Origin of the sequence: Streptomyces inhibens (assembly GCF_022221585.1) — a bacterium.
Taxonomy (GTDB): Bacteria; Actinomycetota; Actinomycetes; order Streptomycetales; family Streptomycetaceae; genus Streptomyces; species Streptomyces inhibens.
Map to the genome: position 1 here is coordinate 7,614,806 of NZ_CP084681.1, position 24,616 is coordinate 7,639,421.

The 24,616-nt window shown below is 71.9% G+C and carries 15 protein-coding genes; 7 read left to right on the top strand and 8 right to left on the bottom strand.

Going from position 1 to position 24,616, the window contains the following annotated elements:
* Positions 1-7 precede the first annotated feature (7 nt).
* Both otr(A) and lpdA read right to left on the bottom strand, forming a co-directional pair.
* The gene (otr(A), locus tag KI385_RS34215) at positions 8-1,948 is read right to left on the bottom strand and encodes a tetracycline resistance ribosomal protection protein Otr(A) (protein WP_238575922.1); all 1,941 of its coding nucleotides are present in this window, start codon (positions 1,946-1,948) and stop codon (positions 8-10) included.
* A gap of 164 nt (positions 1,949-2,112) precedes the next feature.
* On the bottom strand, positions 2,113-3,534 hold the full coding sequence (gene lpdA, locus KI385_RS34220; RefSeq protein WP_238577973.1) for a dihydrolipoyl dehydrogenase: 1,422 nt from the start codon (positions 3,532-3,534) through the stop codon (positions 2,113-2,115).
* 120 nt (positions 3,535-3,654) lie between these two features.
* Here lpdA and KI385_RS34225 point away from each other — a divergent pair, with 120 nt between their 5' ends.
* Positions 3,655-4,545 carry a LysR family transcriptional regulator gene (locus KI385_RS34225; RefSeq protein ID WP_238575923.1) on the top strand — a complete coding sequence of 297 codons (891 nt, stop codon included), beginning with the start codon at positions 3,655-3,657 and terminating at the stop codon, positions 4,543-4,545.
* A gap of 29 nt (positions 4,546-4,574) precedes the next feature.
* Here KI385_RS34225 and treY read toward each other — a convergent pair whose 3' ends face one another.
* The 3 genes from treY to KI385_RS34240 all read right to left on the bottom strand — a co-directional run bounded on the left by treY (position 4,575) and on the right by KI385_RS34240 (position 10,860).
* Positions 4,575-7,127, bottom strand: a complete 2,553-nt coding sequence (treY, locus tag KI385_RS34230; protein WP_238575924.1) for a malto-oligosyltrehalose synthase — start codon at positions 7,125-7,127, stop codon at positions 4,575-4,577.
* A gap of 212 nt (positions 7,128-7,339) precedes the next feature.
* Complete coding sequence (locus KI385_RS34235) at positions 7,340-8,626, bottom strand: LCP family protein (RefSeq protein WP_238575925.1); 1,287 nt, start codon at positions 8,624-8,626, stop codon at positions 7,340-7,342.
* A gap of 137 nt (positions 8,627-8,763) precedes the next feature.
* Positions 8,764-10,860 (bottom strand): bifunctional polysaccharide deacetylase/glycosyltransferase family 2 protein, encoded by a 2,097-nt coding sequence (locus KI385_RS34240; protein ID WP_238575926.1) that lies wholly within the window; start codon positions 10,858-10,860, stop codon positions 8,764-8,766.
* 632 nt (positions 10,861-11,492) lie between these two features.
* On the opposite strand from KI385_RS34240, the gene KI385_RS34245 reads away from it, so the two are divergent.
* Entirely contained in the window at positions 11,493-11,792 is a 300-nt protein-coding gene (locus tag KI385_RS34245) for a hypothetical protein (RefSeq protein WP_238575927.1), read from the top strand.
* Here the strand turns inward: KI385_RS34245 and glgX are convergent.
* Positions 11,728-13,959 (bottom strand): glycogen debranching protein GlgX, encoded by a 2,232-nt coding sequence (gene glgX / locus KI385_RS34250; RefSeq protein WP_238575928.1) that lies wholly within the window; start codon positions 13,957-13,959, stop codon positions 11,728-11,730. The two genes, KI385_RS34245 and glgX, sit on opposite strands and share 65 nt — an antisense overlap.
* 240 nt (positions 13,960-14,199) lie before the next feature.
* On the opposite strand from glgX, the gene KI385_RS34255 reads away from it, so the two are divergent.
* The 4 genes from KI385_RS34255 (at position 14,200) to KI385_RS34270 (ending at position 21,534) form a co-directional block, all read left to right on the top strand.
* Positions 14,200-15,015 carry a Tat pathway signal sequence domain protein gene (locus KI385_RS34255; protein WP_238575929.1) on the top strand — a complete coding sequence of 272 codons (816 nt, stop codon included), beginning with the start codon at positions 14,200-14,202 and terminating at the stop codon, positions 15,013-15,015.
* Between the two features lie 46 nt (positions 15,016-15,061).
* Entirely contained in the window at positions 15,062-16,396 is a 1,335-nt protein-coding gene (locus KI385_RS34260; protein ID WP_238575930.1) for a copper amine oxidase, read from the top strand.
* 100 nt (positions 16,397-16,496) lie between these two features.
* Positions 16,497-17,747 carry an SAV2148 family HEPN domain-containing protein gene (locus KI385_RS34265; RefSeq protein ID WP_238575931.1) on the top strand — a complete coding sequence of 417 codons (1,251 nt, stop codon included), beginning with the start codon at positions 16,497-16,499 and terminating at the stop codon, positions 17,745-17,747.
* Positions 17,748-18,009: 262 nt separating this feature from the next.
* A complete protein-coding gene (locus KI385_RS34270; RefSeq protein WP_238575932.1) occupies positions 18,010-21,534 on the top strand; it encodes an AfsR/SARP family transcriptional regulator in 3,525 nt (1,174 codons plus the stop codon).
* Here the strand turns inward: KI385_RS34270 and KI385_RS34275 are convergent.
* Positions 21,480-22,316, bottom strand: coding sequence for an SDR family NAD(P)-dependent oxidoreductase (locus KI385_RS34275; RefSeq protein WP_238575933.1), 837 nt, complete (start codon positions 22,314-22,316; stop codon positions 21,480-21,482). The two genes, KI385_RS34270 and KI385_RS34275, sit on opposite strands and share 55 nt — an antisense overlap.
* A gap of 253 nt (positions 22,317-22,569) precedes the next feature.
* On the opposite strand from KI385_RS34275, the gene KI385_RS34280 reads away from it, so the two are divergent.
* Positions 22,570-23,289: an exonuclease domain-containing protein gene (locus tag KI385_RS34280; RefSeq protein ID WP_238575934.1), complete on the top strand. Its 720-nt coding sequence runs from the start codon at positions 22,570-22,572 to the stop codon at positions 23,287-23,289.
* A gap of 203 nt (positions 23,290-23,492) precedes the next feature.
* Here KI385_RS34280 and KI385_RS34285 read toward each other — a convergent pair whose 3' ends face one another.
* Positions 23,493-24,383 (bottom strand): aminoglycoside phosphotransferase family protein, encoded by an 891-nt coding sequence (locus KI385_RS34285; protein ID WP_238575935.1) that lies wholly within the window; start codon positions 24,381-24,383, stop codon positions 23,493-23,495.
* Positions 24,384-24,616: the final 233 nt, after the last annotated feature.

The following is a 24,616-nucleotide window of genomic DNA, read 5'->3' on the forward strand; positions in this document are numbered from 1 at the left end:
GCCTGCGTCATGCGGACCCGCCCCGCGACGGCCACCCCTCCTCCCGCACCGGACGGTCGCCCGACGGATGCGACGTCCACACCCCTTCACCGTGCGTCAGCCCGGGCAACAGCCCCTGGAATTCCTGTACATGGCGCGCGGGCAGGGCTCCGCTGAGCAGCCACGACTGCCGGCCGCCGGAGGTCTCGGCGAGCTCCGCGCCCAGCGCCGCGAGCCGGGCGGTCACCGGCGCGAGCGCGGCGAGCGGGATCTCGGCCTCGAAGGCGTGGCAGGGCTCGTACACCCGGGTGCCGGCCCGGTCGAGCGCCCGCAGCAGGACGACGGGCGTGACCGTACGGAAGTCGCCGGCCGCGCTGACCGGGCCGACGAATCCGGAACGGGTCAGCACCACCCGGCAGTCCGTCACCGCCCGGCCGCGCGGGCCGTTCCGCAGGGTCGCCCGGACGGTCTCCTCGATGGCTTGGTGGAAGGCGTGCGGCAGGGCGCCCAGTTCGGTCTCGTAGGTGAAGACGACGCCGGAGCCGCGGGCGCCCGGCTCGACGCGCAGCCCGACCGTGGCCCAGGGGCCGGTGTGGCCGCGCTTGGCGATCTCCTCGTACGCCTCGCCCACACCGATCGGCCGCTCGACGCACACCACCCGGCTCGGCGCGAACTCCGCCTCGATGCCGTGCTCCTGACGCAAGGTGGCCGCGATGATCTCCTTCTGCACCTCGCCGTGCAGCAGCACCGAGGTCGCGCCGCCTGGTGCGGGGCGGACCTGTAGCAGCGGATCCTGGTCGGCGAGCGTCAGCAGCGCGGCGCGCAAGGCGGCGGCATGCGCCGGTCGGCGGGCGTGGACAACGGTCTCCAGGGTGGGGGAGGGGAACAGTGCGGTGTCGGCGGGGGCGTCGGTGGCCGGGCCGAGACGGTCGCCGGTGCGGATACCGGGCAGCCCGCGGAGCACCGCGATATTGCCCGCGGTGAGCGGCCCTTCGTGGCCGGGCGGCCGGCCGACGATGTCGAGCGAGGTGATCCGGCCGGTCAGCGTGTCGCCGGTGCCGTCCGCCGCACGCCGGTGCAGCTCGATCTGCCGGCGCGGCCGCAACTCGCCCGCATGCAGCCGGATATGGGCCGTCCGCTCGCCGTTCGGCGGCTGGTGGACGGCGAACACCGTGCCCCGCGGCACCGCGTCCGCGCCCGCCGGCGCCGGTGGGATCAGCCGGAGCATGCCCTCGACGAGCGCGCCGACGCCCTGGCCGCCGAGCGCCGAACCGAAGTACACCGGGTGCAGTGAACCGTCGGCGGTCCGGGCGGCCAGCGCCGCGCGAAGCCGCTCCGCGGTCGGCGGTGGCCCCTCCACCAGCTGGGACAGGATCGAGTCGTCCGCCTCGGCCACCGTCTCGGCGATCCGGTCGCGGACCCGCGGGTCCTCCAGCGCGTACGCCGTCGAGCGGGCCCGCGCGGTGCCGAGGCCGGCCACGGCCGTCATCGGGACGGCGACGGGGGCCAGCAAGCGGCGGATGTCCGCGAGCAGCGCGTCGCCCCGGGCGCCGACCCGGTCGATCTTGTTGACGAAGAGCAGGGTGGGCAGCCGCAGCCGCCGCAGCGTCTTCATCAGTACCCGGGTCCTGGCCTGGACGCCCTCCACCGCGGACAGCAGCAGCACGGCGCCGTCGAGCACCCCGAGGGCGCGCTCGACCTCGGCGATGAAGTCGGAGTGGCCCGGGGTGTCGATGAGATTGACCTGCACCTCGCCGACGGTGAAGGACGCGACGGCGGAGCGGATGGTGATGCCGCGCTGCCGCTCCAGCTCGCCGGTGTCCGTCCGGGTGTCACCGGCGTCGACGCTGCCGAGCCGGTCGATGGCACCGGTGTCGAACAGCAGCCGCTCGGTGAGGCTGGTCTTACCCGCGTCGACGTGGGCGAGAATCCCGATGTTCAGGGTGTGCGAAGGGTGCGAAAGAAGCATGGAAGGTGCGGTCCTCGAGAACTGTCGTCCGGCTGGGGCGATGAGTAGTTCCGAGGAATCGGCGCATTCCGGGCTCCTTGGTGCGGGGATGTCGGGCGTACGGGGTCATGCTGGCCAGCCGTACGCCCGACCGCAACCGAATTGAGCGGCCGCCGCCCGCACCCTCAGTGCTGATGCAGCCCCCGCCCCGCCAGCGTCAGAAAGGTCTCGCCGACCGCCTCCGACAGCGTCGGGTGCGCATGGATGTGCTGGGCGACATCGGCCGGTTCGGCGTCCCAGGCCACGATCAGCTGGCTCTCCGCGATCATCTCCGAGACATGCGGCCCGACGAGATGGACGCCGAGCACCGCGCCGGTCGCCTCGCCGCCCGCCCCGTCGGCCGCCGCGATCACCTTCACCATGCCGCCCTGACCGTGCACCATGCCCTTGGCGGTGGCGGTCAGCGGCATGGTGTTGACCTTGATCTCCAGGCCCCGGGCGCGCGCCTGCGCCTCGGTCAGACCGACCGACGCGGTCTGCGGGGAGGAGTACGTCACCCGCGGCACGGTCGCGTAGTCCACCGGACGCGCCGGGATTCCCGCCAGCGTCTCGGCCACCAACAGCCCCTCCGCGAACGAGGCATGGGCCAGCCCGAGGGACGGCGGCGGCAGCAGATCGCCGACCACATGGATGCCCGGCACGGCGGTCTCCAGCCGCGACCAGTCCGCCGGCGGGACAAAACCCCGCGCATCCGTCGACAGCCCGGCGGCCTCCAGGCCGAGCCCGTCCGTCACCGGCACCCGCCCCACCGCGACCAGCAGCCGCTCGGCCTCGATGGCCACCTCCTCGCCCTTGGGGGTGCGTACGGTGGCCCGTATGCCGTCCGGCAGCAGCTCGGTGCCGGTCAGCGTTGAGCCCGTACGGACCGCGATGCCGCGCTTCTTCAGGCCGCGCGCCAGATGGCGGCCGACGTCCTCGTCCTCCAGCGGAAGCAACCGTTCCGCGGCCTCGACGAGGGTGACCTCGGCTCCCATGGAGCGGTGGAAGGAGGCGTACTCGACGCCGATCGCACCGCCGCCCAGCACCAGTACGGACGCCGGAAGTTCGGCTGCGAACAGCGCATCATCGCTGGTCACCACCCGCTGGCCGGCTTCCGGAAGGCCCGGCAGCAGACGCGGCCGGGAGCCGGTGGCCAGCACGATGCCGCGCCGGGCGGTGAACTCTCCCGCGCCCTCGATCCGGACCGTACGCGGCCCGGTCAGCCGCGCCGAGCCCTGGACGACCCGCACCCGCGCCGTCTGCAAGTTCCCCGCCACGCCCTGGTGGTTGCGGGCGACGATGCTGTCGCGGGTGGCCACCAGCGCCGGCCAGTCCAGGGCGTCGACGGTGGCCTTGACGCCCCACCGTTCACGGGCCTCCGTGATGCCGTCCACCAGCTCGGCGGCGTGCAGCATGGCCTTGCTGGGGATACAGCCGCGGTGCAGACAGGTGCCGCCGATCAGATCGCGTTCGGCCAGCACCACCCGCAGCCCCAGGGACGCGGCGCGCAGAGCCGTGCTGTAGCCGCCCGTGCCGCCGCCGATGACAAGGACGTCCGTGGTGTTCATGTCTGACTCACTCATGCGACAAGGCTCCGCCCACCTGCGGCGATGAGTCCAAGGCAATGTTTCTATGGGGATGATGAAGATGCTTCATGAGATGCGCCGGGCGCGGTGGGAGGGGTGGGGATGAGCCTGCGGCAGATGGAGTACCTCGTCGCGGTCGTCGAGGAGGAGTCCTTCACCCGCGCCGCCGAGGCGTTGCATGTCACCCAGTCCGCGCTCTCGCACCAGATCAAGGCGCTGGAGCGGGAGGTCGGCGGCCCGCTGCTGGAGCGGATGACCCGCGGGGTGCGGCTGACCGCGATGGGCCGGGCCTACTTCCCGTACGCCGAACTCGCCGTCCGCAGCGCCCGGCAGGCCCGCCGGGCCGCGCTGGCCGCCGGCGGCGCGGAGAGCGGCGAACTGCATATCGCGACGGTGCACGCCCAGGCGATCGGCGTGCTGCCGGAGGTGTGCGCACGCTGGGCCCGCGCCCACCCCGGTATGCGCCTGGTGCTCCACGAGTACGCCACCACCGAGGAGTTGTACGAGCAGATGGCGCGCGGCATCGCCGATATGGCGCTCGGGCCGCGCCCCAAGGACTGGCAGGGGCCAGTCACCGTCGTGGGCCGGGAGCGGATGGTGCTGGTCGTGCCGCACGACGATCCGCTCGCCGCCCGGGACTCGGTACGTCTGGCGGAGCTGGCGCACCGGCCGTGGGTGCGCTGCAGCCTGGAGCCGGTGGTCGAGGGGCGCCGCTGGCTGGACCTGGAGTGCGAACGCGTCGGCTTCACACCGCGGACCGCCGTCCGTACCCAGCACAGCTCGACCGCGGTCCGGATGGCCTCGGCCGGCGTCGGCGTACTGCTGACCGCGGCCCATGAACTCATCGGCCTGGACTGTGCGTACGTGCCCACCGATCCGCCGTGGCGCCGCGACATCACGGTCTTCTCGCGCGTCGAACTGACCGGCGCGGCAGCCGAGTTCACCGAGCTGCTGCGGAACACGGCGAAGGAGAGTCCGGAGATAGCCAGCTGACGGTATGTCACATTCCTGAAGCCGTACGGCTACTCGCCCTCCGCTCCCTCGCTCACGAACAGCGCGACCGGCGACATCTCCAGCAGCTCGCTCAGCCCCACCACCGCACCGCCCGGCAGCTCGCGCCCGGTCAGCAGCTCGCGCCAGGGGCCGCCCGGCGGCAGCCGCAGCCCGGTGTCCCACCAACCGCCGGTCTCCACCAGCCGCAGCGACAGCCGGGTCACCACCGTCAGCACCCGCCCGCTGCGGCAGAACGCCACACAGTGCTCGGACGCCGGCCCCTCCGCGTACACCGGCTCGTACGACGCGGTGGCGCCGAACCACTGCGGGCGGTCGCGCCGCAGCCGGAGCGCCGCCGCGGTGAGCCGTAGCTTCTCACTGGACAGATCGCGCGGCGCGGCCCCGCCGTCCAGCTCGGCCAGCAGCTCCGGCCGGAAGCGGGCGGGCCGCCGGTTGTCCGGGTCGACCAGCGCGGCGTAGCCGAGCTCGGTGCCCTGGTAGAGGTCGGGCACGCCCGGCATGGTGAGGTGCAGCAGCGCCGCGCCCAGCACATTCGCGCGGATGTGCGGGGTGAGCTCCTCGTCCAGAGCGGTGAGCGGGGCGGCCGTGGGACCGCAGGGTCCGCTGCGGATGAACTCCGCGACCGCCTCCTCGTAGTCCGGGTTCGGCTCCGTCCAGGAGGTGCGCAGCCCGGCCTCCCGTACGGCCTTGAGGACCGCGGGCCCGACCCTCCCCCAGCTGTCGCCGGGTGGGGGTGCCCCCACCGCCGCCGGGCCGTCGGCGGGCGCGCCCAGCCCGAACGCGGTCTGCCAGGCCAGCCAGGACACCATCGGGTCCGGCGGACCCGCGCCGTCCACCCCCTTGACCCCGATCCCGCACATAGCACCGTCGGCCATCCCGCCCAGCACATCCCGCCACCGGTCGGGGCATTCGGACAGCACCGCGATCCGCGCCCGCACATCGGCGCTGCGCTTGGTGTCGTGTGTGGAGAGCACGGTCCCGGTCACCGGCCAGTCCCGCTGGATCCGCGTGCAGTACGCATGGAACGCCTCCGGAGGGAGTGCCGGCTCGCCGGGGTCGCCGCCGACCTCGCAGGCCGACAGCAGCACCGGATAGCGGTAGAAGGCGGTGTCCTCCACGGACTTGGCGTGCAGCGCGGACGCGGTCTGGGCGAACCGCGCGGCGAAGTCGGCCCGGTCCGGGTCGGCGCCGTCCGGGGTGCCGTGGCACCGGTCGTCACCATCGGAGTCGTCGTGACCGGCGCCGCCCGCCCCCACACCGAGCGCCAGATCGTGGATCAGATCCACCGCCCGCGCCTCCTCGGGCACCCGGAACGCGGTACGCGCCCGCACCGCCGCTCTGCCCAGCATCGCCCCGTCCGGCACCGCCCGGGTCGCATCGGCGGCGTACGGGCGGTAGACCGGCAGCCGCACCAGCAGCTCACGGATCGCATGGCGCAGCGCCCACGGCGCATGGTCGCCGGGCTCGGGGAAGCGTTCGCTGATCCGCACTGCCGTCCGCACCAGCCGCTCGACCTCCGTGGCCAGATCGTGGGTGACGACCTCGTACGCGGCCCGGCGCACCGTCTCCTCCCAGTCGCCGCCCTCGTCGGCCAGCGGGGTGACGAAGTCCCGGTAGTGGGAGAAGAGCCGCCCGATGCCCTGCGGGCAGACGAACAGCCCGTCGATGTGGCGCAGCGCGTCATACCCCGTCGTGCCCGCGCACGCCCAGCTCTCGGGCAGCCGCTCGTCGCCGGTCAGGATCTTCTCCACGACGGTCCAGCGGCCGCCGGTCCCCTCGCGCAGCCGGGCCAGATAGCCGCCGGGGTCCACCAGACCGTCCGGGTGGTCGATGCGCAGCCCGTCGATGACGCCCTCGCGGATCAGCCGCAGCACCGTGCCATGGGTCGCCTCGAAGACCTCGGGGTCCTCCACGCGTACCCCGATCAGCTCCGAAATGGTGAAGAAGCGGCGGTAGTTCAGCTCGCTGCGGGCCAGCCGCCACCAGGCGAGCCGGTACCACTGGGCCTCCAGGAGGCGTGCCGTCGGCAACGTCTCCGTACCGGGGCGCAGCGGAAAGATGCGGTCCTGATAGCACAGCCACCCGTCTTCGTCGACGAGGAAGTGCCGCGCCTCCTCACCGAGCCGCCCGCCGAGCACCGGCAGCAGCACCCGCCCGCCGTGGCCGGCGTCCCAGTCGATGTCGAACCACCGGGCGTACGGGGATTCCGGGCCGTTGCGCAGCACCTCCCACAGCGGCCCGTTCCGCCAGACCTGCTCCGGCACCGCCATATGGTTCGGCACGATGTCGACGATCAGGCCGAGGCCGTGCGAACGGGCCGCCGCCGCCAGCGCCCGCAGCCCCTGCTCACCGCCCAGCTCGGCCCGTACGGCCGTATGGTCGACCACGTCATAGCCATGGGTCGACCCCGGCACCGACTCCAGCACCGGCGAGAGGTGCAGATGGGACACCCCCAGCGAGGCCAGGTGCGGGACGGCCCGTTCGGCGGCGGCGAACGGGAAGTCCGGCTGGAGCTGCAGCCGGTAGGTGGCGGTCGGCGACGGACTCGATGGCTGCGTCATGGGAACACCCGTACCCCGCTGACGGCTCGTTGTGTCATCTCCCATCGGCATTGCTGTCGTTGTTCCTCCAAGGAAGCGGGGCCGGTGCTGCGTAGACCTTCGTATTCAACCGGCTCAAGCAGAACAAAGCCCTCGTCACCCGCTACGACTGTGAGGATGTGGGGGGTGCCAAAAGCACCGTCCACTACAAAGCCGTGGTCACCCTCGCCTGCCTATGACTCCGGCTGACCTGACTGTGCGGACAGACCTCGGCCCTTGTCCGCCACATCCACCGGCCGGTCGTTGCGCAGTTCCGTGAAGAGCTTCTTCGCCCGTGGCATGTCCCACTTCACGGCGCTGCCCTTGGAGGTCGGGAAGCCGAGGCCGGCGACGGGGACATTGAGTCGCTTGCCGGCGCCGGTCGTCACACTCTTCATCGCCTCGAAGAGCGAGGTGAGGTTCCACAGGCTCATGTCGTCGTCCACGATGAGCGTGTCCAGCCCGGCGCTCATCGTGGGGTAGACCTTGGACGGGTTGAGCAGGACGCCCGGTGTGGCGGTCTTGTGGGCGAGTGCGGCCAGGAATTTCTGCTGGTTCTTGCTGCGGCCGAGATCGCCCTGGGCCTCCTGGTGGCGCTGGCGGACGAACGCGAGCGCCGTGCGGCCGTCGAGCCGGTGGCAGCCCTTCGTCAGGTCCTCGCCCGACTTCTCGTCCTTGACGTCCTTGTCCAGGCACATGGGCACACCGCCCACGGCATCCACGATGCCCACGAAGCCCGCGAAACCGATCTCCGTGTAGTGCCCTATGTGCAGGCCCGTGTTGCGCTCGATGGTCCGTACGAGCAGGTTGGGGCCGCCGAGGGAGAAGGCCGCGTTGAGCTTGTTCTTCGAGGCGGCGTAGTGCTTGCCGGTTTCGGGGCGGATGTACGGCGGGATCGTCACCCATGAGTCGCGCGGCAGGCTCACCATCGTGGTGCCGTGGGCGCCGGTGTGCAGCAGGATCATCGAGTCGGTGCGGCGGCCCGCATCGGCCGAGCCACCGGTGTGCAGGTCCTTGAGGTCCTTTTCGGACAGGCCCACGCGGCTGTCGGAACCCACGATCAGATAGTTGGTTCCCTTGCCTTGCGGCGTCCGGTCACTGATCTTGGCGAGGTCGACATCGCGGTTGAGCTTGGTATCGGCCCAGACGTAGGTGCCGATGGAGGTGATGATGAGCACGGCGACCAGAAGGATCGCCACCCGTATGAACCGGCGGCGCCGGCTGGGGCGGGGCGGGGCAGACCTGACCCTGGAGCCGCGGCCACGACGGCCGGCGCCGCCCCTGCGACCGCCGGACCGGGGCGGGATGCTCCCGCCGCCGTGCAGGGCGCCGTTACCCGGGAGGCCCGGCAGCGGCTGCGCGGGGCCCGCCTGCGACGGGTAGGCGGTCTGGTGCCAAACCTGTCCGGTCGCGGCGTGCGTCGCGTCCGCGTCGCCTCCGTACCGGTCCATGTTGGGTGTCCCGTCCAGCCAGTTAGTCATGGGCGGACAGTCTGCACGCTCACGGGCTCTTCACCAAACCATCCGCAGTTCTTCACCGTGGGACGCAGCGGTGACTGTACAGGGCGCCCACCTGGCCCGGAGGCGGGTGGGCGCCCTGACGGCGGCTCAGCGCCTGGTCACCTCGATGACAGGCTCTGGTACGCGACCGGCTGCCCGATCTGCTGGGCGGCGGTGCCGGAGCGGTGCATACGGTGCCATTTCAGCCGGGTGCCGAGCAGGAAGGCCACCACGGACTGGATGACCACCAGATACATCAACTGCCGGTAGACCAGGAGCTGGAACGGCATCGCCCACAGCGCCCGCACCTTCTCGCCGTCCAGCCGCAGTGCGTATCCGGCGCAGGCCAGCTGGAGGGTGAGGAAGCCGAGCCACACCCCGGCAGACAGAACGGGCCCGCGGAAGAGGGCACCGTACAGTGCGAAGACGTCGACGATCGGCGCGAGCAGCGGCAGGGCGACCTGGAAGAGCACGAGGTAGCTCAGTCCACGGCGGCCGAAGCGCCCGGCCGGGCCCACTTCGACGGCGGCACGGCGGTGCTTCCACATGGCCTGGAGCGTGCCGTAACACCAGCGGTAGCGCTGCCGCCACAGCTGGCCCAGCGAGGTGGGTACCTCGGTCCAGGCGATGGCGTTCTCCTCGTAGACCACCCGCCAGCCCGCCTGCCACAGGGCCATCGTCAGGTCGGTGTCCTCGGCGAGGGTGTCCTCGCTGACCCCGCCGACGCCCATCAGCGCGTCCCGGCGGAAGGCGCCGATGGCGCCGGGGACGGTCGGCATGCACTCCAGCACCTCGAACATCCGGCGGTCGAGGTTGAAGCCGAAGACGTATTCCAGGTGCTGCCATCTGCCCAGCAGGCGGCGCCGGTTGCCGACCTTGGTGTTGCCGCTGACCGCGCCGACGGCCGGGTGGGCGAGCGGCTGGATGAGGCGTTGGATGGCGTCCGGTTCGAAGACGGTGTCGGCGTCGACCATGACCACGATGTCGTACCTCGCATGGGCCAGGCCGGTGTTGAGGGCGGCGGCCTTGCCCGCGTTGGACTGCCGGATCACCATCACGCGGGGATCGTTGATCCAGGTGGCGATGTCCGCCGTCTGGTCCGTCGACCCGTCGTCGATCACGATGATCTGCAGCTGCCGGTGGGTGGAGGCGAGCAGCGAAAGGACGGTGGACTCGATGCCCGCCTCTTCGTTGTAGGCGGGAACGAGGACCGTCACGGGGTCGGTGACCTCCCGCAGCCGGGGCGAGCCGGGGCGGAAGCGCGTCAGCCGCCGGACGTGGGTGCGGGCGAAAAAGACCAGCATCAGCAGCCGCAGCACCCCGAGCCCGCCCGCTATCCCGAGCACCCAGGTCATCCCGCTGACAAACGCGTGCCCGAGGGCCTTGGCCCAGATCAGGGCGGTGCCCTGCCATCGCTCGAGGGTGGACACCGGCGTGTCGGTCGAGGGCAGCCCGACCCCGGACGTCACAGTGGTGAATTTCTTGACATTCCGGTTGCTGAGCAGCTTTTCGGTTTCTTTGTACGCGATGTCGTTCTGGTCGAGCTGCCGGATCATGCCCTGCGACGGCTTACGGAACCACCGGTCGGCGGCGACCAGCGTGTACCCCTCCGCGCCGGCCTGCCGGGCCGCCTTCCACTCGCCGCCGCACATGGTGTCCACGGCGGTGGTCTGCGGCAGCCGCAGCAGACCGGTGTGGATGCCCGCGGTGCCCGCCAGCGCCTTCTGCGTGAGCGACAGCTCCAGCGAGGCGCGCAGCGGCGAGGCCGAGCCCATGACGGCGCCGGTGTAGGTGTTCGAGCCGATCTCGTGGCCCTCGGCCTTGATCCGCCGTACCAGGTCCGGGTGTTGAGCCGCCTGGGCGCCGTAGAGGAAGAAGGTGGCGTGGGCATGGTGCTTGCGCAGCAGGTCGAGCAGACGGGGCGTCCATACGGGGTCGGGTCCCCCGTCGTAGGTGAGCGCCACGGTACGGGCGGGCACCGCGGCGGACTTCACCTTGTCACCGTCGAACCGGAGCACCGGGCCGCCCTTGCCCACGGCCCTGGGTACGGGGCTGGTGCAGTCCTGCCGCGTCTTGGCGGCGTCGACCTCGTGGGTGGTCCAGCCTTCGAAGAGCAGGGCGCCGAACATCACCGGGAGGACGAGGATCAGGAGCAGCCAGTGTCCGCGCGGGTCACGGGACTGCGCGTGCCGACGTCGGTTCGAGCGGCGCCTCACGCCACCCCCGAGGTGGCAGTGGCCGGGGCGGACGTGGCGTGTCTTCGGGCGGCAAGCCTGTGACACGAGGCGGTATAGATCGATACGGCCGTGTTCGGTAGGACTTCCACACGCCGGGCACAACCGTCGGCGCGTGGTCGGTAATCGCGTATTTTCTGCCGTTTTCTAAACCGTCTAGCCTCACACATGGTGGGCGAGTGTACTCATGGCCGATCGGGGGTACGCGTCACAGGCCACAAGCGCCCGGCTTCTTGAGGGCGTGGTAACACCAGGGCTCGGCGCGGCGCTGATGTAGGCGTAGGCGGATACCGGCCGCGGTCGGTCTGCGGGCCGGGACCGGCATTTCCGGACAGAGGGGGCTGCACCGGCTCTCCCCCTGGCGAGTTGAGCCGGGGGGCGCGGCGGCTGGAGCGTTGCGGGCGGCGTACGGAGGAGATGAGGTGCCAGAGGACGCTGGTGACCATGACGACAGGGGCGAAGAGCCGGCGGTGACGGTAAGCGCTTCCAGGACCTCGGGGCGGGTGGCGCAGCCGTAGGTCAGGGCTCGTAGCGTCGGTTTGTGGATCTTGGAGACCAGGGCGACGGCGTGGACGCGCGAGGGACCGGCTGCTGGCGCATGTGCAACAGCACTGATGAGGGCCGCCGCCGGGCTCTCGCCGGCGCTGGTGCCCACCACCCGGCCGGCCGAGTCGATGGCCTTGCTCACCAGTGCGGTGGTCGGTGGCCAGGCCCTGTCCCTGGCCGTCTCCGGCCGGCTCGCCGAGGCCTACGGCCCGTCCGACGCCTTCGGGGTCGCCACCGGGGCCGCCGTACTGATCCTCGGTATCGCCCTCGCCACCCGGGCCATGTCCCGTCCGCCCGGTGCGGCTACGCCGGCCGTTGCAGCACCAGCAGGCTCCGGCCGACGAGCGTCAGCCGATCGCCGGCCTTGACCTTGGCGCCACCGCCGTCCGCCACCACAGACGGCCGGTCGGTGTCCACCACGATCTGCCACTGCCGGCCGAGGTACTCGGGAACCATGAACTGCTTCTCCTGGTCGTGGGCGTTGAACATCAGCAGGAACGAGTCATCGGTGATGGGCTCACCGCGCGGACCCGGCTCGGAGATCGAGCTGCCGTTGAGGAACACCGTCAGCGACTTGGCGTGCACCGACTGCCAGTCACGGGGCCCCATCTCCTCGCCGCCCGCCGTGAACCATGCGATATCGGACAGCTCGTCATGGGTGCCCTCCATCGGGTGGCCCTGGAAGAACCGCCGGCGCCGGAACACCGGATGGTCACGCCGCAGCCACACCATCTGCCGGACGAACGCCAGCAGCGCCAGCTGCTCCTCGTCCGCCCGCGGTGTCCCCTCCGGACCGTCCGCCTCGTCGGGGTCTTCGGTGTCTGGGTCATCGGGGTCGTCGGGGTCGTCGGACAGGTACGGCTCCCCGGCGCCCCCGCCCCGCCCGGGCTCCGGCCAGCGTACCCACGACAGCTCGTTGTCCTGGCAGTACGCGTTGTTGTTGCCACCCTGGCTGCGCCCGAACTCGTCCCCGTGGCTGAGCATCGGCACGCCCTGCGACAGCATCAGCGTGGCCAGGAAATTCCGCATCTGCCGGGCCCGCAGCCGTCGCACCCCGGGATCGTCGGTCGGCCCCTCGGCACCGCAGTTCCACGACCGGTTGAAGCGCTCACCGTCCCGGTTGTCCTCGCCGTTGGCCTCGTTGTGCTTCTCGTTGTACGCGACCAGATCGTGCAACGTGAAGCCGTCATGGCAGGTCACGAAGTTGACCGAGGCCAGCGGCCGCCGACCGTCCTCCTGGTAGAGGTCCGACGAACCGGTCAGCCGGGATCCGAACTCCGCCAGGGTGCGGGGTTCGCCCCGCCACAGGTCCCGCACGGTGTCCCGGTACTTCCCGTTCCACTCGGTCCACAGCGGCGGGAAGTTCCCCACCTGATAGCCGCCCTCACCGACATCCCACGGCTCGGCGATCAGCTTCACCTGGCTGACGACCGGGTCCTGATGCACCAGATCGAAGAACGACGACAGCCGGTCCACCTCGTGGAACTGCCGGGCCAGCGTCGCCGCCAGATCGAAGCGGAAGCCGTCCACCCGCATCTCCTGCACCCAGTAGCGCAGCGAGTCCATCACCAGCTGGAGCACATGCGGGCTGCGCATCAGCAGCGAATTCCCGGTGCCGGTGGTGTCCATGTAGTACTGCCGGTCCTCCGACAGCCGGTAGTACGAGGCGTTGTCCAGCCCCCGGAACGAGAGCGTCGGGCCCAGATGGCTGCCCTCGGCGGTGTGGTTGTAGACCACATCCAGGATCACCTCGATGCCGGCCTGGTGCAACGCCCGTACCGCGGTCTTGAACTCCAGCACCTGCTGTCCGCGGTCGCCCCAGGACGCATACGCGTTGTGCGGGGCGAAGAACCCGATGGTGTTGTAGCCCCAGTAGTTCGTCAGCCCCGCATCCACCAGCCGGTGGTCCTGTACGAACTGATGCACCGGCATCAGCTCCAGGGCGGTGACCCCCAGCTTCGTCAGATGGTCGATGATCGCCGGATGCGCCAGCGCGGCATAGGTGCCGCGCAGCTCCTCGGGGAGCTCCGGATGGCGCATCGTCAGGCCCTTCACATGGGCCTCGTAGAGCACCGTCTCGTGGTACGCGGTGCGCGGCGGACGGTCGTCGCCCCAGTCGAAGTACGGATTGACCACCACCGACGCCATGGTGTGCGGTGCCGAATCCAGGTCGTTGCGTACCTCAGGACGCCCGAAGTGGTAGCCGTAGACCGCCTCGTCCCAGTCGATCCGGCCGCTCATGGCCCGTGCGTACGGGTCGAGCAGCAGCTTCGCCGAATTGCAGCGCTGCCCCCGTTCCGGTTCGTACGGACCGTGCGCCCGGAAGCCGTAACGCTGCCCCGGCATCACCCCCGGAAGATATGCGTGCCGCACAAAGGCGTCGCTCTCGCGCAGCTCGACGGCGGTCTCCGAACCGTCGTCGTGCAGCAGACACAGTTCGATGCGTTTCGCGGCTTCGGAGAACACCGCGAAGTTGGTGCCCGCCCCGTCATAGGTGGCACCCAGCGGATACATCTGTCCCGGCCAGACCTGCATGCGTAGACTCTTCCACTTTCTCGTCGGCCGCTGCGGCGACTCCACGACACACATGCGCAGACCGAATCGAATTCCTTCCCCAACTTGTCGCAACTTGTCGCACACAGAGGTCTTTTAGCCAGATCTCGGCTGAATGGGGGGCAACCCGTCGCGATGTCGGATCGTCCTACTTGTCGTCTAACTGGAGGACCGACGGGGGACCGATATGCGAGTCACGGAATGTGACAGCAGGGGGGAACCTTGCACCAACTGATGCACCGCCACCTCGGCAAGGTCGTCGCAGGCGCCGCCATCGCGCTGACCGGCACCGCCGCCATGGTGGCGATCACCTTGCCGGCCGACGCCGGGGCCGCCGACGGACCGGGCACCGGCGGCCGGCCCGCCGCGGCCGGCGCACCCGCACCGGGGCGCGACCCGGGACAGCCGCCGCCGGGCGTCGTCGAGGGCGTCCGCGCCCAGGGGGAGCGCGGCCGGGGGCGGGACCCGCTCACCGACGACGAACTCCGGCGCGCCGAGGATCTGGCGCTGCCGCGCACCCCGCGCGGCCTCGTCAAGGACGTCACCGGCAAGCCGGGGCCCGAGCGCCTCACCACCGACCTGGCCGAACTCACCCCCGCGGAGGCCGGCCTCGCCGACCCGCCGCGCCGGGCGAATGTCTCCTTCTACGACTACAAGAGCGACAGCTACATCACCAAGACCGTCAACCTCACCACCTCGAAGGTGGAGTCGACGGACACCCAGCACGGCGTCCAGCCGCCGCCCAGCCACACCGAGGCCGTCGAGGCGGCCCGGCTGCTGATCGCCGCCCCGCTCGGATCGGGGCTGCGGCAGGACTACCGCGACGCCACCGGACGCGAGCTCACCGGACCGGACCCGCTCAGCGTCACCGGCTTCGTCTACCGGGGCCGCGCGGAAGGCGACGCGCCGGGTGCCCTGGCCGACTGCGGGGAGCACCGCTGCATCCGCCTCTTCACAAAAGTCAAGAACGGTCAGTGGATCGACACCCGGCGCTTCGTCATCGACCTCAGCGCCCGCACCGTCGCCCGCCTGGGCTGACCGCGCCCTCCTTCGACCGCCACTCCTTGGGACAGGAGCCACAGCCGTGCCCGAAAGACGCACCATCGGAGACCTGATCCGCCGCCCGCACCGGCGCGCCGCGGCCCTCACCGCCGCCCCTCTGCTGCTCGCCGCCACCGCCCTCACGATCGCCCCGTCCGCCCACGCCGCCCCCGAGGCCCCCGCCGCGCCCGCTCCCGCCCCCAGCTGCAGCGCCGCCTACCGCATCACCCAGACGCTCGACGGCGGCACCGTCTGGCGCATGTGTTGGCACTACGAAGGCAACGCCGGCCTGGTCCTGGACGACATCTCGTACCAGCCCAAGGGCGAACGCGCCCCGATCAAGGTGCTCACCACCGCCAAACTCGCCCAGATCCACGTCCCCTACGACGACGGCCGTAACGAGTACGACGACCTCACCGGCCAGGGCTTCGCCCAGGGGCTGATGAAACTCGACCCCGCCGAATGCCCCGGCGGCACCATCAAGACCGTCAAGGTGCCCGGCGCCTGGGACCCCGCGCACCCCAGCGTCAGCGGCCTGTGCGCCACCACGCGCGCCCGCGGCCACGCCTACCGCATGGGCCCCTACCCCGGCGAGAGCGCCAAGACCTACCAGCTCCAGGGCAAGGACCTGCTGCTCTACACCGTCAACAAGGTCGGCTGGTACGAATACATCACCGAATGGCGGTTCTCCGGTGACGGCACCATGACCATGCAGGTCGGCGCCACCGGCACCGTCTCACCCGGCGACTACGACGCCGGCGACGGCCGCGGTATGCCGATCGGCAAGGGCGCCAAGGACTACGCCACCAGCCACAGCCACAATGTCTTCTGGCGGCTGAACTTCGGGCTGGACGGCTCCTCCGCCAACAAGGTCGAGCAGTTCGACTCCGCCACCACGACCCGCCCCGGCGGCCTCACCCCCACCATCCGCACGACCCGCACACCCGTCACCAAGGAACTGGCCGGTGACGCGGGCGCGATGCGCTGGTGGCGGGTGGTCAGCCCGCTCAAGAACAAGGACGGCCACCCGCGTTCCTACGAGATCGTGCCGGGCCATACAAACAAATACACCGGCCGCGGCTACACCAAACACGACGTCTATTTCACCGAGTACAACAAATGTGAGCAGTTCGCCAGCAACAACCTGGCCAACTGCGGCGCCCGCGCGGGCAAGAGCATCGACACCTGGGTCAACGGCCAGCCGCTGAAACACCCCATCGCGTGGGTCAACATCGGGTTCCACCACATCGCCAAGGACGAGGACCAGGAACCGATGCCCGTCCACTGGCAGGGCTTCCAGCTGGCGCCACGCGACGTCACCGCTATGAATCCGCTCACTCCACCCGCGCTGTCCGGTCACAACGGGCACTATGAATAAGGGGAGTTGGTAGTCGACTCGAACCATCCTGCTGCACCGCCTCCCGCACCGCAGTAGTCTGCCTTGATCGTTGGCACGGGGGTTCGGAAGGCGGTGGCAGGTGAGCGGCGGGCTGGAGTTGCCCCCTGGTGACGAGAGTCACGAGGGACACGAGGGCGGCTCCGTCGACGCACCGCCCGGCGCGGTGTCCCTGGCACGACCACTGGAGATCGGTGCGGAACTGGACTGGGGCGCCGACGCCTGGAGCGAGGTGCGCACCCGCGCCCGCCGGGCCGGACGCGCCTACATCTGGCTGAATCTCGTCGAGCAACGGCTGCGGGCCGTCGTGGCGGCGGTCCTGCGCCCGATCTACGAGCCGGTGCACGGCGACGAATGGGTCATCGCCGCGGCCGGCCCCGCGGGCCAGGAATGGGTACAGCGCGCGGTCGCGGTCCGCGAGGTCAGCCGCCGCAAGGGCTACCTCCTCGACCCCGCCGACGACAACATCGTCAGCTTTCTGACGCTCCCGCAACTCCGCGAACTGATGGTCCAGCACTGGCCCTGCTTCGAGCCGTACTTCGACGACCGCCGGGACGTCGAGCTGGCCCTCGACGAACTGGAGGTCGCCCGCAACATCGTCTCCCGCAACCGCGCCCTGTCCGAGACCGTCCTCGCCCAGGCCGAGCGCGCCTCCGCCCGCCTCCTGGACATACTCGGCTCCGGCGTCGGCACCCGTATCTCCGGACGGCTGCCCATCGACGCGGTCGAGGATCTCGTCGGCGACCGCTACGCCGACGTCATCGGCGTACACCCCGACCGGGTGCGCCTGCAGCGTCAGCTCCCCGCCGAGGACCTCTTCGGCGGCGCCCGCCGACTCGACGCCGTCGGCATAGGCCTCAACCTCCTCGTCCAGAACTACTCCGGCCGCCGCCTGGTCCGGCTCGCCGAATCCGGCTGCCGCGTCCGCCTGCTCTTCCTCAACCCCGCGAGCAGCGCGGTGCGCCGCCGCGAGCGCGAAATCGGCCTGAAGAAGGGCGAGATGAGCCGCTCGATCGAAATGAACATCCTCCACATGCGACGGGTGCGGGCCCGGCTGCGCGACCCCGGCGCGTTCGAGATCCAGGTCTTCGACGAGACCCCGCGCTTCACCGCCTACCTCGTCGACGGCGACGGCCCCGACGGCATAGCGGTCGTGCAGTCCTACCTCCGCAAGAGCCGTGGCATGGAGTCCCCCGTCCTGGTCCTCCGCGGCGGCAGCCGGGAGATCGTCCGCCAGGACGCCCGCGAAACCCGCGACGGCGACCACGGCCTGTTCGAAACCTACCGCGAGGAATTCGAGGGCATTTGGGCGGATTCCCGCCCCGTGTCGTAAAGGCAACTCGGCTTCTCCCTCACCCCCACCGGGGCGGGACCCCACCACGGACGGGAGGTGGTGGGGCCGCAGGGGCGGGGTGTGTGGACGTAAAGCGAAGCAGTCCACACACCCCGCCCCGGAGGCCGCACCACCGCCACCCCCACACACCCGGGCCCCGCCCCACAACACCCCACCGCCCCGCCGAAGGCAGGGGCAAAAGACAAGCCCCCACGGTGGGAGCCACCCGACAACGCGGGCCGCCCCCCACTACCGTGGGGCAATGCACTTCCGCGTACTGACCCCCCTGGACGTGCGGTCCTCCGACGACCGCCCCGCCCCCGTCCCGGAGACGAAGGTACGCGCCCTGCTGGCCGCACTCCTGGCACACCTCGGCCGCCCCGTGTCCACCACCCGGCTCGTCGAACACCTCTGGGGCCCGCGGCCGCCCGCGAACCCGACGGCCTCCCTCCAGAGCAAGGTCTCGCAGCTGCGCCGCGCCCTGGACACGGCGGAGCCCGGCGCCCGGAAACTGGTGACGGCGACCCCGCCCGGCTACCGGCTGGACATCACCGCCGAGGCCGTGGACGCCGGCCGCTTCACGGCACTGACGCACCGCGCCTACGCGTCCGCCGGCGCGCGGGAACGGGCCGATCTGCTGGGCGAGGCCCTGGACCTGTGGCACGGCCCCGCATTCGCCGGCTTCGCGGACAGCGACCTGGTGCGCCCGGTGGCCGAGAGCCTGGAGGAGCAGCGGCTGACGGCACTGGAGGAGCGGGCCGCGGCCCGCCTGGAACTGGGTGAACACGCCCTGTTGACCGGCGAGTTGGCCGGCCTGGTCGTCCGGCACCCGCTCCGGGAACGGCTGCGCACCCTGCAGCTGACCGCCCTCTACCGGGCCGGCCGGCAGCGCGAGGCGCTGGCCGCGTACGGCGAGATACGCACCCGGCTGGCCGAGGAACTGGGGGTGGACCCCGGCCCCGAACTCACCGCGGCCCACCAGGCGATCCTGCGCCAGGAGCCCTGGCGGACGAGCGCCAGTGGCCCCAATGGCACCAGTGGCACCAGTGGCACCAGTGGCACCGGGAGCGCCGGGAGTACTGGTGGTACCGGCGCCATCGGGAGCACGGGGGCCGATGACCGCACCGGCGACGCCGCACCCCCCGTAACGACGGCCATCGGCTCCGCACCACCCTCCGTCGCACCAGCCCCTGCCGCACCACCCACCGCCCCCCAGCCACGCCCCCGCACCAACCTCCCCACCCCCCTCACCGAACTCCTCGGCCGCCAGGACGCCGTACGCCAGGTGGAGGCGCTCCTCGCAGCCACCCGCCTGGTGACGCTCACCGGCCCCGGCGGCGTGGGCAAGACCCGCCTCGCCCTGGAGACCGCGAGCCGGCTCACCGGCACCTTCCCGGACGGCGTCTGGTTCGTGGAACTGGCCGCGCTGAGCCGCCCGGACGACCCCGCACGCGGCCGGGAGGCCAAGTGCACCGCCGCCGAGCTGGCCGAGGCGGTGCTGGCCGTGCTCGGCATCCGGGAGGGCGCCGCGGCCGGCCCGGTGGCCGAGCGGCTCGTCGGCGCGGTGCGCGGTAAACGCCTGCTGCTCGTCCTGGACAACTGCGAGCACATCGTGGAGGCGGCCGCCGAGGTCACCGCCGAGCTGCTGGCCGCGGCCCCGGAGCTGCGTGTGCTGGTGACCAGCCAGGAACCGCTGGGCCTGGCCGGCGAGGCGCTGTGGGCCGTACCGCCGCTGGAAGGTGCCGGCGCCGTCGCGCTGTTCGCGGCCCGGGCGACCGCCGCCGATCACGCCTTCGTCCTGGACGCGGACACCACACCCGCCGTGGCGGAGATCTGCCGCCGGCTGGACGGCATCCCGCTCGCCCTGGAGCTGGCCGCCACCCGGGTGCGCGCGCTGGGTGTACGGGAGTTGAGCGTCCGGCTGGACGACCGGTTCCGGCTGCTGGCAGCCGGTCGGCGTGGTGCACCACCCCGTCAGCAGACTCTGCGCGCAATGATCGACTGGAGCTGGGAGCTGCTGCCCGGCCCCGAACGCACCGTGCTGCGCCGACTGGCCGTACAGGCGGACGGCTGCACACTGGAGGCCGCCGAAACGGTCTGCGCGGGCGGCGAGGTGGGGCGGGACGAGGTGCCCGAGCTGCTGGCGCGCCTCGTGGACCGCTCACTGGTGACGGTGTCCCGGACGCCGGACGGGCTGCGCTACCGCCTTCTGGAGACGGTCGCCGCCTACTGCCTCGAACGCCTTCGGGAGGCCGGCGAACTGGACGCGGTCCGCCGGCGCCATCACCGCTATTACACCGAACTCGCCGAAGGCGCCGCCCCGTTGCTGTACGGACCGGCCCAACGGGAGTGGCTGGAGCGGCTCGACCAGGAGGCCGCGAATCTGCGGGCCGCGCTGGACGGTTCGGTCCGCGAGGGCGCCGCGGACCGTGCGCTGCGGCTGGTCGACGCGCTGGCCTGGTACTGGTTTCTGCGCGGCCGGCTCGCGGAGGCGGGCCGCTCGCTGGAGGCGGCGCTCACGGCCGCCGCATCGCGCGGCACAGAGGCCGAGGGGGCCGGCGACCTCACCCCCGGGGGCGCGGGCGAGGTGGCCTTCGAGGGCCGCCGGCTGCGGGCCGCGGCCTGGCAGGTCGGCATGGCGTCGCTGGCCGGCGGCGACGCCGACCCGGTGGCACGGGCCGCCGCCGTTCTCCGGCAGTACGAGGGCTACGACGACCCCGGCGGCCGGGCCTGGGCCCAGTGGTTCCTGGGATACGCCCAAGTGGGGCTCGGCGACCCGGTGGCCGCGGCCGAGCGGCTGGGGCGCTCGCTGGCCGCCTTCCGGGCGCTGGGTGACCGCTGGGGTACCGCCGCGGCGCTGAGCAGCCGCGCCCAGACCGGCGGTGGCGACCTTCTCGCGCGCCGCCGCGACGCCGAGGAGAGCGCCGCGCTCTTCGGCGAACTGGGCGACCGCTGGGGCCAGTTGCAGGCCGCCGAGGTACTCGGCACGATCGCGGAGATCACCGGCGACTACGCCCGCGCCGCCCGGCTCCACCAGGACGGGCTGCGGATCGCCGAGGAGCTCGGGCTGTGGATCCAGGCCTCGTACAAGCTCTCCGGCCTGGGCCGGATCGCGCTGCTGACCGGCGATCTGACGGGCGCCCGCGACCTCCACGAGCGCGGCCTGCGGCTGGCCGGGGAACAGTCGCACCGGCGCGGTGAGATGTTCGCCGAGACCGGACTCGCCCTCGGCGCCAGAAGGGAGGGACGGCTCGACGACGCCGAGGCGCATCTGCTGCCCTGGCTGGAGTGGTGCCGTGGCCGGGACGGCGACCCCGGTACCGCTTTCGTGCTGGCCGAGTTGGGCTTTGTCGCCGAGCAGCGGGGCGATGCGGCGGCCGCGCGCCGGCGCCACCTGGAGGGCTTCGCGGCGGCGCGCGCCACCGCCGACCCCCGCGCCGTCGCGCTGGCGCTGGAGGGCCTGGCCGGTGCTCAGGCGCTGGCCGGCCGCTTCGCCTCCGCGGCCCGGCTGTTGGGCGGCGCGGCGGCGAGCCGTGCCGCTGCCGGGGCACCGCAGCCCGCGGCGGAGCGCGGCGACGTGGCACGCAGCACGGCCGCGGCACGCCGGGGCCTGGGCGATGCGGCCTTCGGGACGGCGTATGCGAGCGGTGCGGGGGTGGCACCGGAGGCGCTGGTGACGGAGGTGCGGGTGGCGGACCTCCCGTCGAGGGAGACGGCGGCGGAGGTGCCGGACTACGGCGTCCCCGTGATGCCGCCGTCCACCCGCAGCTCGATCCCGTTGACGTAATCGGCGCGCGGGCTCGCAAGGTAGGCGACCGCGACCGCGATGTCCTCCGGGCGCCCCAGCCGGCCGCTCGGGTTCGGCGCATACTCCGAGACGAGGTCCGCCTCGTCCGGGCCGTCCCCCGGACCACCCGCCTGACCGCCTTCCGTACCGCTCTGCGAGGCGCCCCCGTGGTCCTCGCTCGCCGCCCGCTGCTCGAACATCCGGTACATCGACGGGCTGACGATCACCCCCGGGCTCACACAGTTCGCGGTGACCCCGGTTCCGGCGAGGTGCCGGGCCAGGCTCGTGGTCATGTTCACCACGGCGGCCTTGGCCGCGGAGTACGCCACCATGTTGGGCAGCGGTGTCCGTACGGCCCGGCTGCCGATGGTGATCACCCGGCCCCAGCCGTACGCGCGCAGCGACGGCAGCAGCGTCTGGCTGACCCGCATCGTCGGCAGTACGTTCCCTTCGAAGGCGGCCCGCCAGTCGGACGGCCGGGAGCTCTCCCAGTCGTGTTCGGCGAACGGACCTGCGTTGTTGACGAGGATGTGGGCCCCGAAGTCGCGTGCGGTGAGCGCGACCTGCTCGGCGACGCCCGGTTCGGTCAGATCGCCGAGCACCACTTCGGCCCGTACGCCGCGGGCGGCGATCCGCTCGGCCACGGCCGCGGCGGCCCCCGCGTTCCGCCCGTGGACGAGGACGTCACACCCCTCGTCCGCCAGCGTCTCGGCGATCGTCGCCCCGATACCCGAACTGCTGCCCGTCACCAGCGCGCCGTGTCCTGCCAGCCGTAGGTCCATGGTGGTCAGCCTAGGGCGTGTCCGGCGGATCGGGGCCGGGCCGGCGAGGTGGCGGGCGGGTGTGGCTGCCCTGCCGCGACGGGCGGCCGGTCGATTGTCAGTGGTGCGTGCGAGAGTGGGCGGGCAACGGGGGAAGTACCACCGAAGGAGGCCGCATGAGCGAGGGCAGCGTGGGGGTTCCCCCGGCCGAAGGCCGGGGGAACCGCGAAGGCGCGCCGAGTGAGTGCGAGGCCGAGCGAAGCGAGGTTTCGGCATGAGCTGGCATCAGGAGCTGTTGGTCGGCTTCGACCTGGAGACCACAGGCACCGACGTCGAGCAGGACCGCATCGTCACCGCAGCCCTGATCCGGCTGGAGGGGGACGGCCGGGCGGCCGGGAAGCGGACCTGGCTGCTCGATCCGGGGGTGCCGATTCCCGACGAGGCAGCGGCCATTCACGGCATTTCGACCGCATATGTCCAAGAACACGGCCGCCCGCCGGCGACCGCCATAGAGGAAATCACCGAGGCGCTGGCCGACGCCCTGCGCGCGGAGATCCCGCTGGTGGTGATGAATGCGCGCTACGACCTCTCGCTGCTCGACCGCGAGTGCCGGCGCCACGGCCTGCGGACCCTGACCGAGCGGCTCGGACACACCCCCGCACCGGTCATCGACCCCCTGGTCCTGGACAAGCATGTGGACCGCTACCGCAAGGGCAAGCGCGCGCTGCAGGCGCTGTGCGGTCACTACGGCGTCCGGCTGGAGGGCGCACACGAAGCCGGCGCCGACGCGGCTGCCGCGGCCGGCGTCGCCCGGCGCATCGGGGAGAAGTTCCCGGCCGTCGCCATCCCGTCGCCGCGTGCCCTGCACGACCTCCAGGAGCAGGCGGCCGCCGAACAAGCCGCCTCGTTCCAGGCGTATTTGCGGCGCTCGGGAGACCCACGGGCGATAGTCGAACCGGCCTGGCCGCTGATCCCGTACCAGGCCAGGGCCTGACCGGCAGCGGTGGCGGGCCGTCCGGTCGGGACAGCTCGGCTTCTCTGCCCGTCACTGTCCCGGTCCGGCTGTCGCTCGGTCCGGTTGTCGCTGGGTCCGGCTGTCCCTCGGTCCGGCTGTCCCTCAGTTCGGCTCTGCCTCGGCTCGGCTGTTCCCGCCTCGGCCCGGCGGTCCCTGCCCCGGTCGTCCGGGCCGTGCCGGCCTCAGAACGGATACCACCGCACCGTCGCGTCCTTCTCGCGCAGTGAGGCGATCCGCCGCCGGAATTCCTTGAGCGCCGCCGGGTTTCCGGGCGCGTGCTGGGAGACCCAGGCGCAGCTCGCCGTCTCCCGGGACCCGCGCAGCACGGCGCAGCCCTCCCAGTCGCGTACGTCCCAGCCGTAGACGGAGACAAAAGTGTCGTAGGAGTCCGGGGACAGGCCATAGCGGTCCCGGCTCAGCGCCATCACGACAAGGTCGTGTTCCCGCAGATCGGAGGCGAAGGTTTCCAGATCGACCAGCACCGGCCCGTCGGGGCCGACATGGACATTGCGGGGCAGCGCGTCGCCATGGATCGGGCCGCGGGGCAGATGCGGCTCCAGCGCCGTGGCGGCCGCCACGAACGCATCCCGCCGACCGCGCAGATACTCCGCGTCCGGCGCCGATACGGCGTCGCCCGCCAGCCGCAGCCAGCGCTCGACGCCGCCGAGCAGTTCGCGCCGGGGGAGTGCGAACGGCGGCTTCGGCAGGCTGTGGACCAGCTTCAACAGCGCGGCGAGATCATCCGGACCGGCGGGCCGGACGGCCTCCGGCAGCCGCTGCCAGTACGTCACGGGATGCCCGTCGACCAGCGCGGCCACGGGCTCCGCGGCCCGTACGGCCGGCACGCCCTCGGCCGCCAGCCACTGGGCCACGCCCAGCTCCCGCTCGGCCCGCTCCAGGAGTTCGGCGCTGCGGCCCACCCGTACGACCGGACCGCCGTCGCCGAGCGCGAAGACGGCGTTCTCGCCGAGCGAGAGCAGCCTGGCGTCGGCCGCCGCGTCCGGCCGCCCGGCCGAGGCCAGTACGTCCCGGGCGCGCGCTTCCGTGAAGGCGGCGGGGCTCGCTTCGGTCATGGTGATGCCTCCTGCGGTGCGTGATCGCGACCAGTGTCGCAGGTTGGGCGGACCGCCCAGGTGGGGAGATCCTTCAAGGAATCCGGCCGGGACCTTGACTGTGGTGGCAGCCCTCACGACGATGACGGCGGCCGGCTGCCCCGGAGCACCTCCCGACGGGAGAGCCCGGGCCGGAACGACCTCGCCGCACCCTGCCGTACGGACACGGTGCCGGTGAGGGCGGGCAACGGGGA

Coding starts and splice junctions, on each gene's coding strand:
- lpdA (WP_238577973.1), bottom strand. CDS start 3,534: ATGAACACCACGGACGTCCTTGTCATCGGCGGCGGCACGGGCGGCTAC.
- KI385_RS34225 (WP_238575923.1), top strand. CDS start 3,655: ATGAGCCTGCGGCAGATGGAGTACCTCGTCGCGGTCGTCGAGGAGGAG.
- treY (WP_238575924.1), bottom strand. CDS start 7,127: ATGACGCAGCCATCGAGTCCGTCGCCGACCGCCACCTACCGGCTGCAG.
- KI385_RS34235 (WP_238575925.1), bottom strand. CDS start 8,626: ATGACTAACTGGCTGGACGGGACACCCAACATGGACCGGTACGGAGGC.
- KI385_RS34245 (WP_238575927.1), top strand. CDS start 11,493: ATGAGGGCCGCCGCCGGGCTCTCGCCGGCGCTGGTGCCCACCACCCGG.
- glgX (WP_238575928.1), bottom strand. CDS start 13,959: ATGCAGGTCTGGCCGGGACAGATGTATCCGCTGGGTGCCACCTATGAC.
- KI385_RS34270 (WP_238575932.1), top strand. CDS start 18,010: ATGCACTTCCGCGTACTGACCCCCCTGGACGTGCGGTCCTCCGACGAC.
- KI385_RS34275 (WP_238575933.1), bottom strand. CDS start 22,316: ATGGACCTACGGCTGGCAGGACACGGCGCGCTGGTGACGGGCAGCAGT.
- KI385_RS34280 (WP_238575934.1), top strand. CDS start 22,570: ATGAGCTGGCATCAGGAGCTGTTGGTCGGCTTCGACCTGGAGACCACA.
- KI385_RS34285 (WP_238575935.1), bottom strand. CDS start 24,383: ATGACCGAAGCGAGCCCCGCCGCCTTCACGGAAGCGCGCGCCCGGGAC.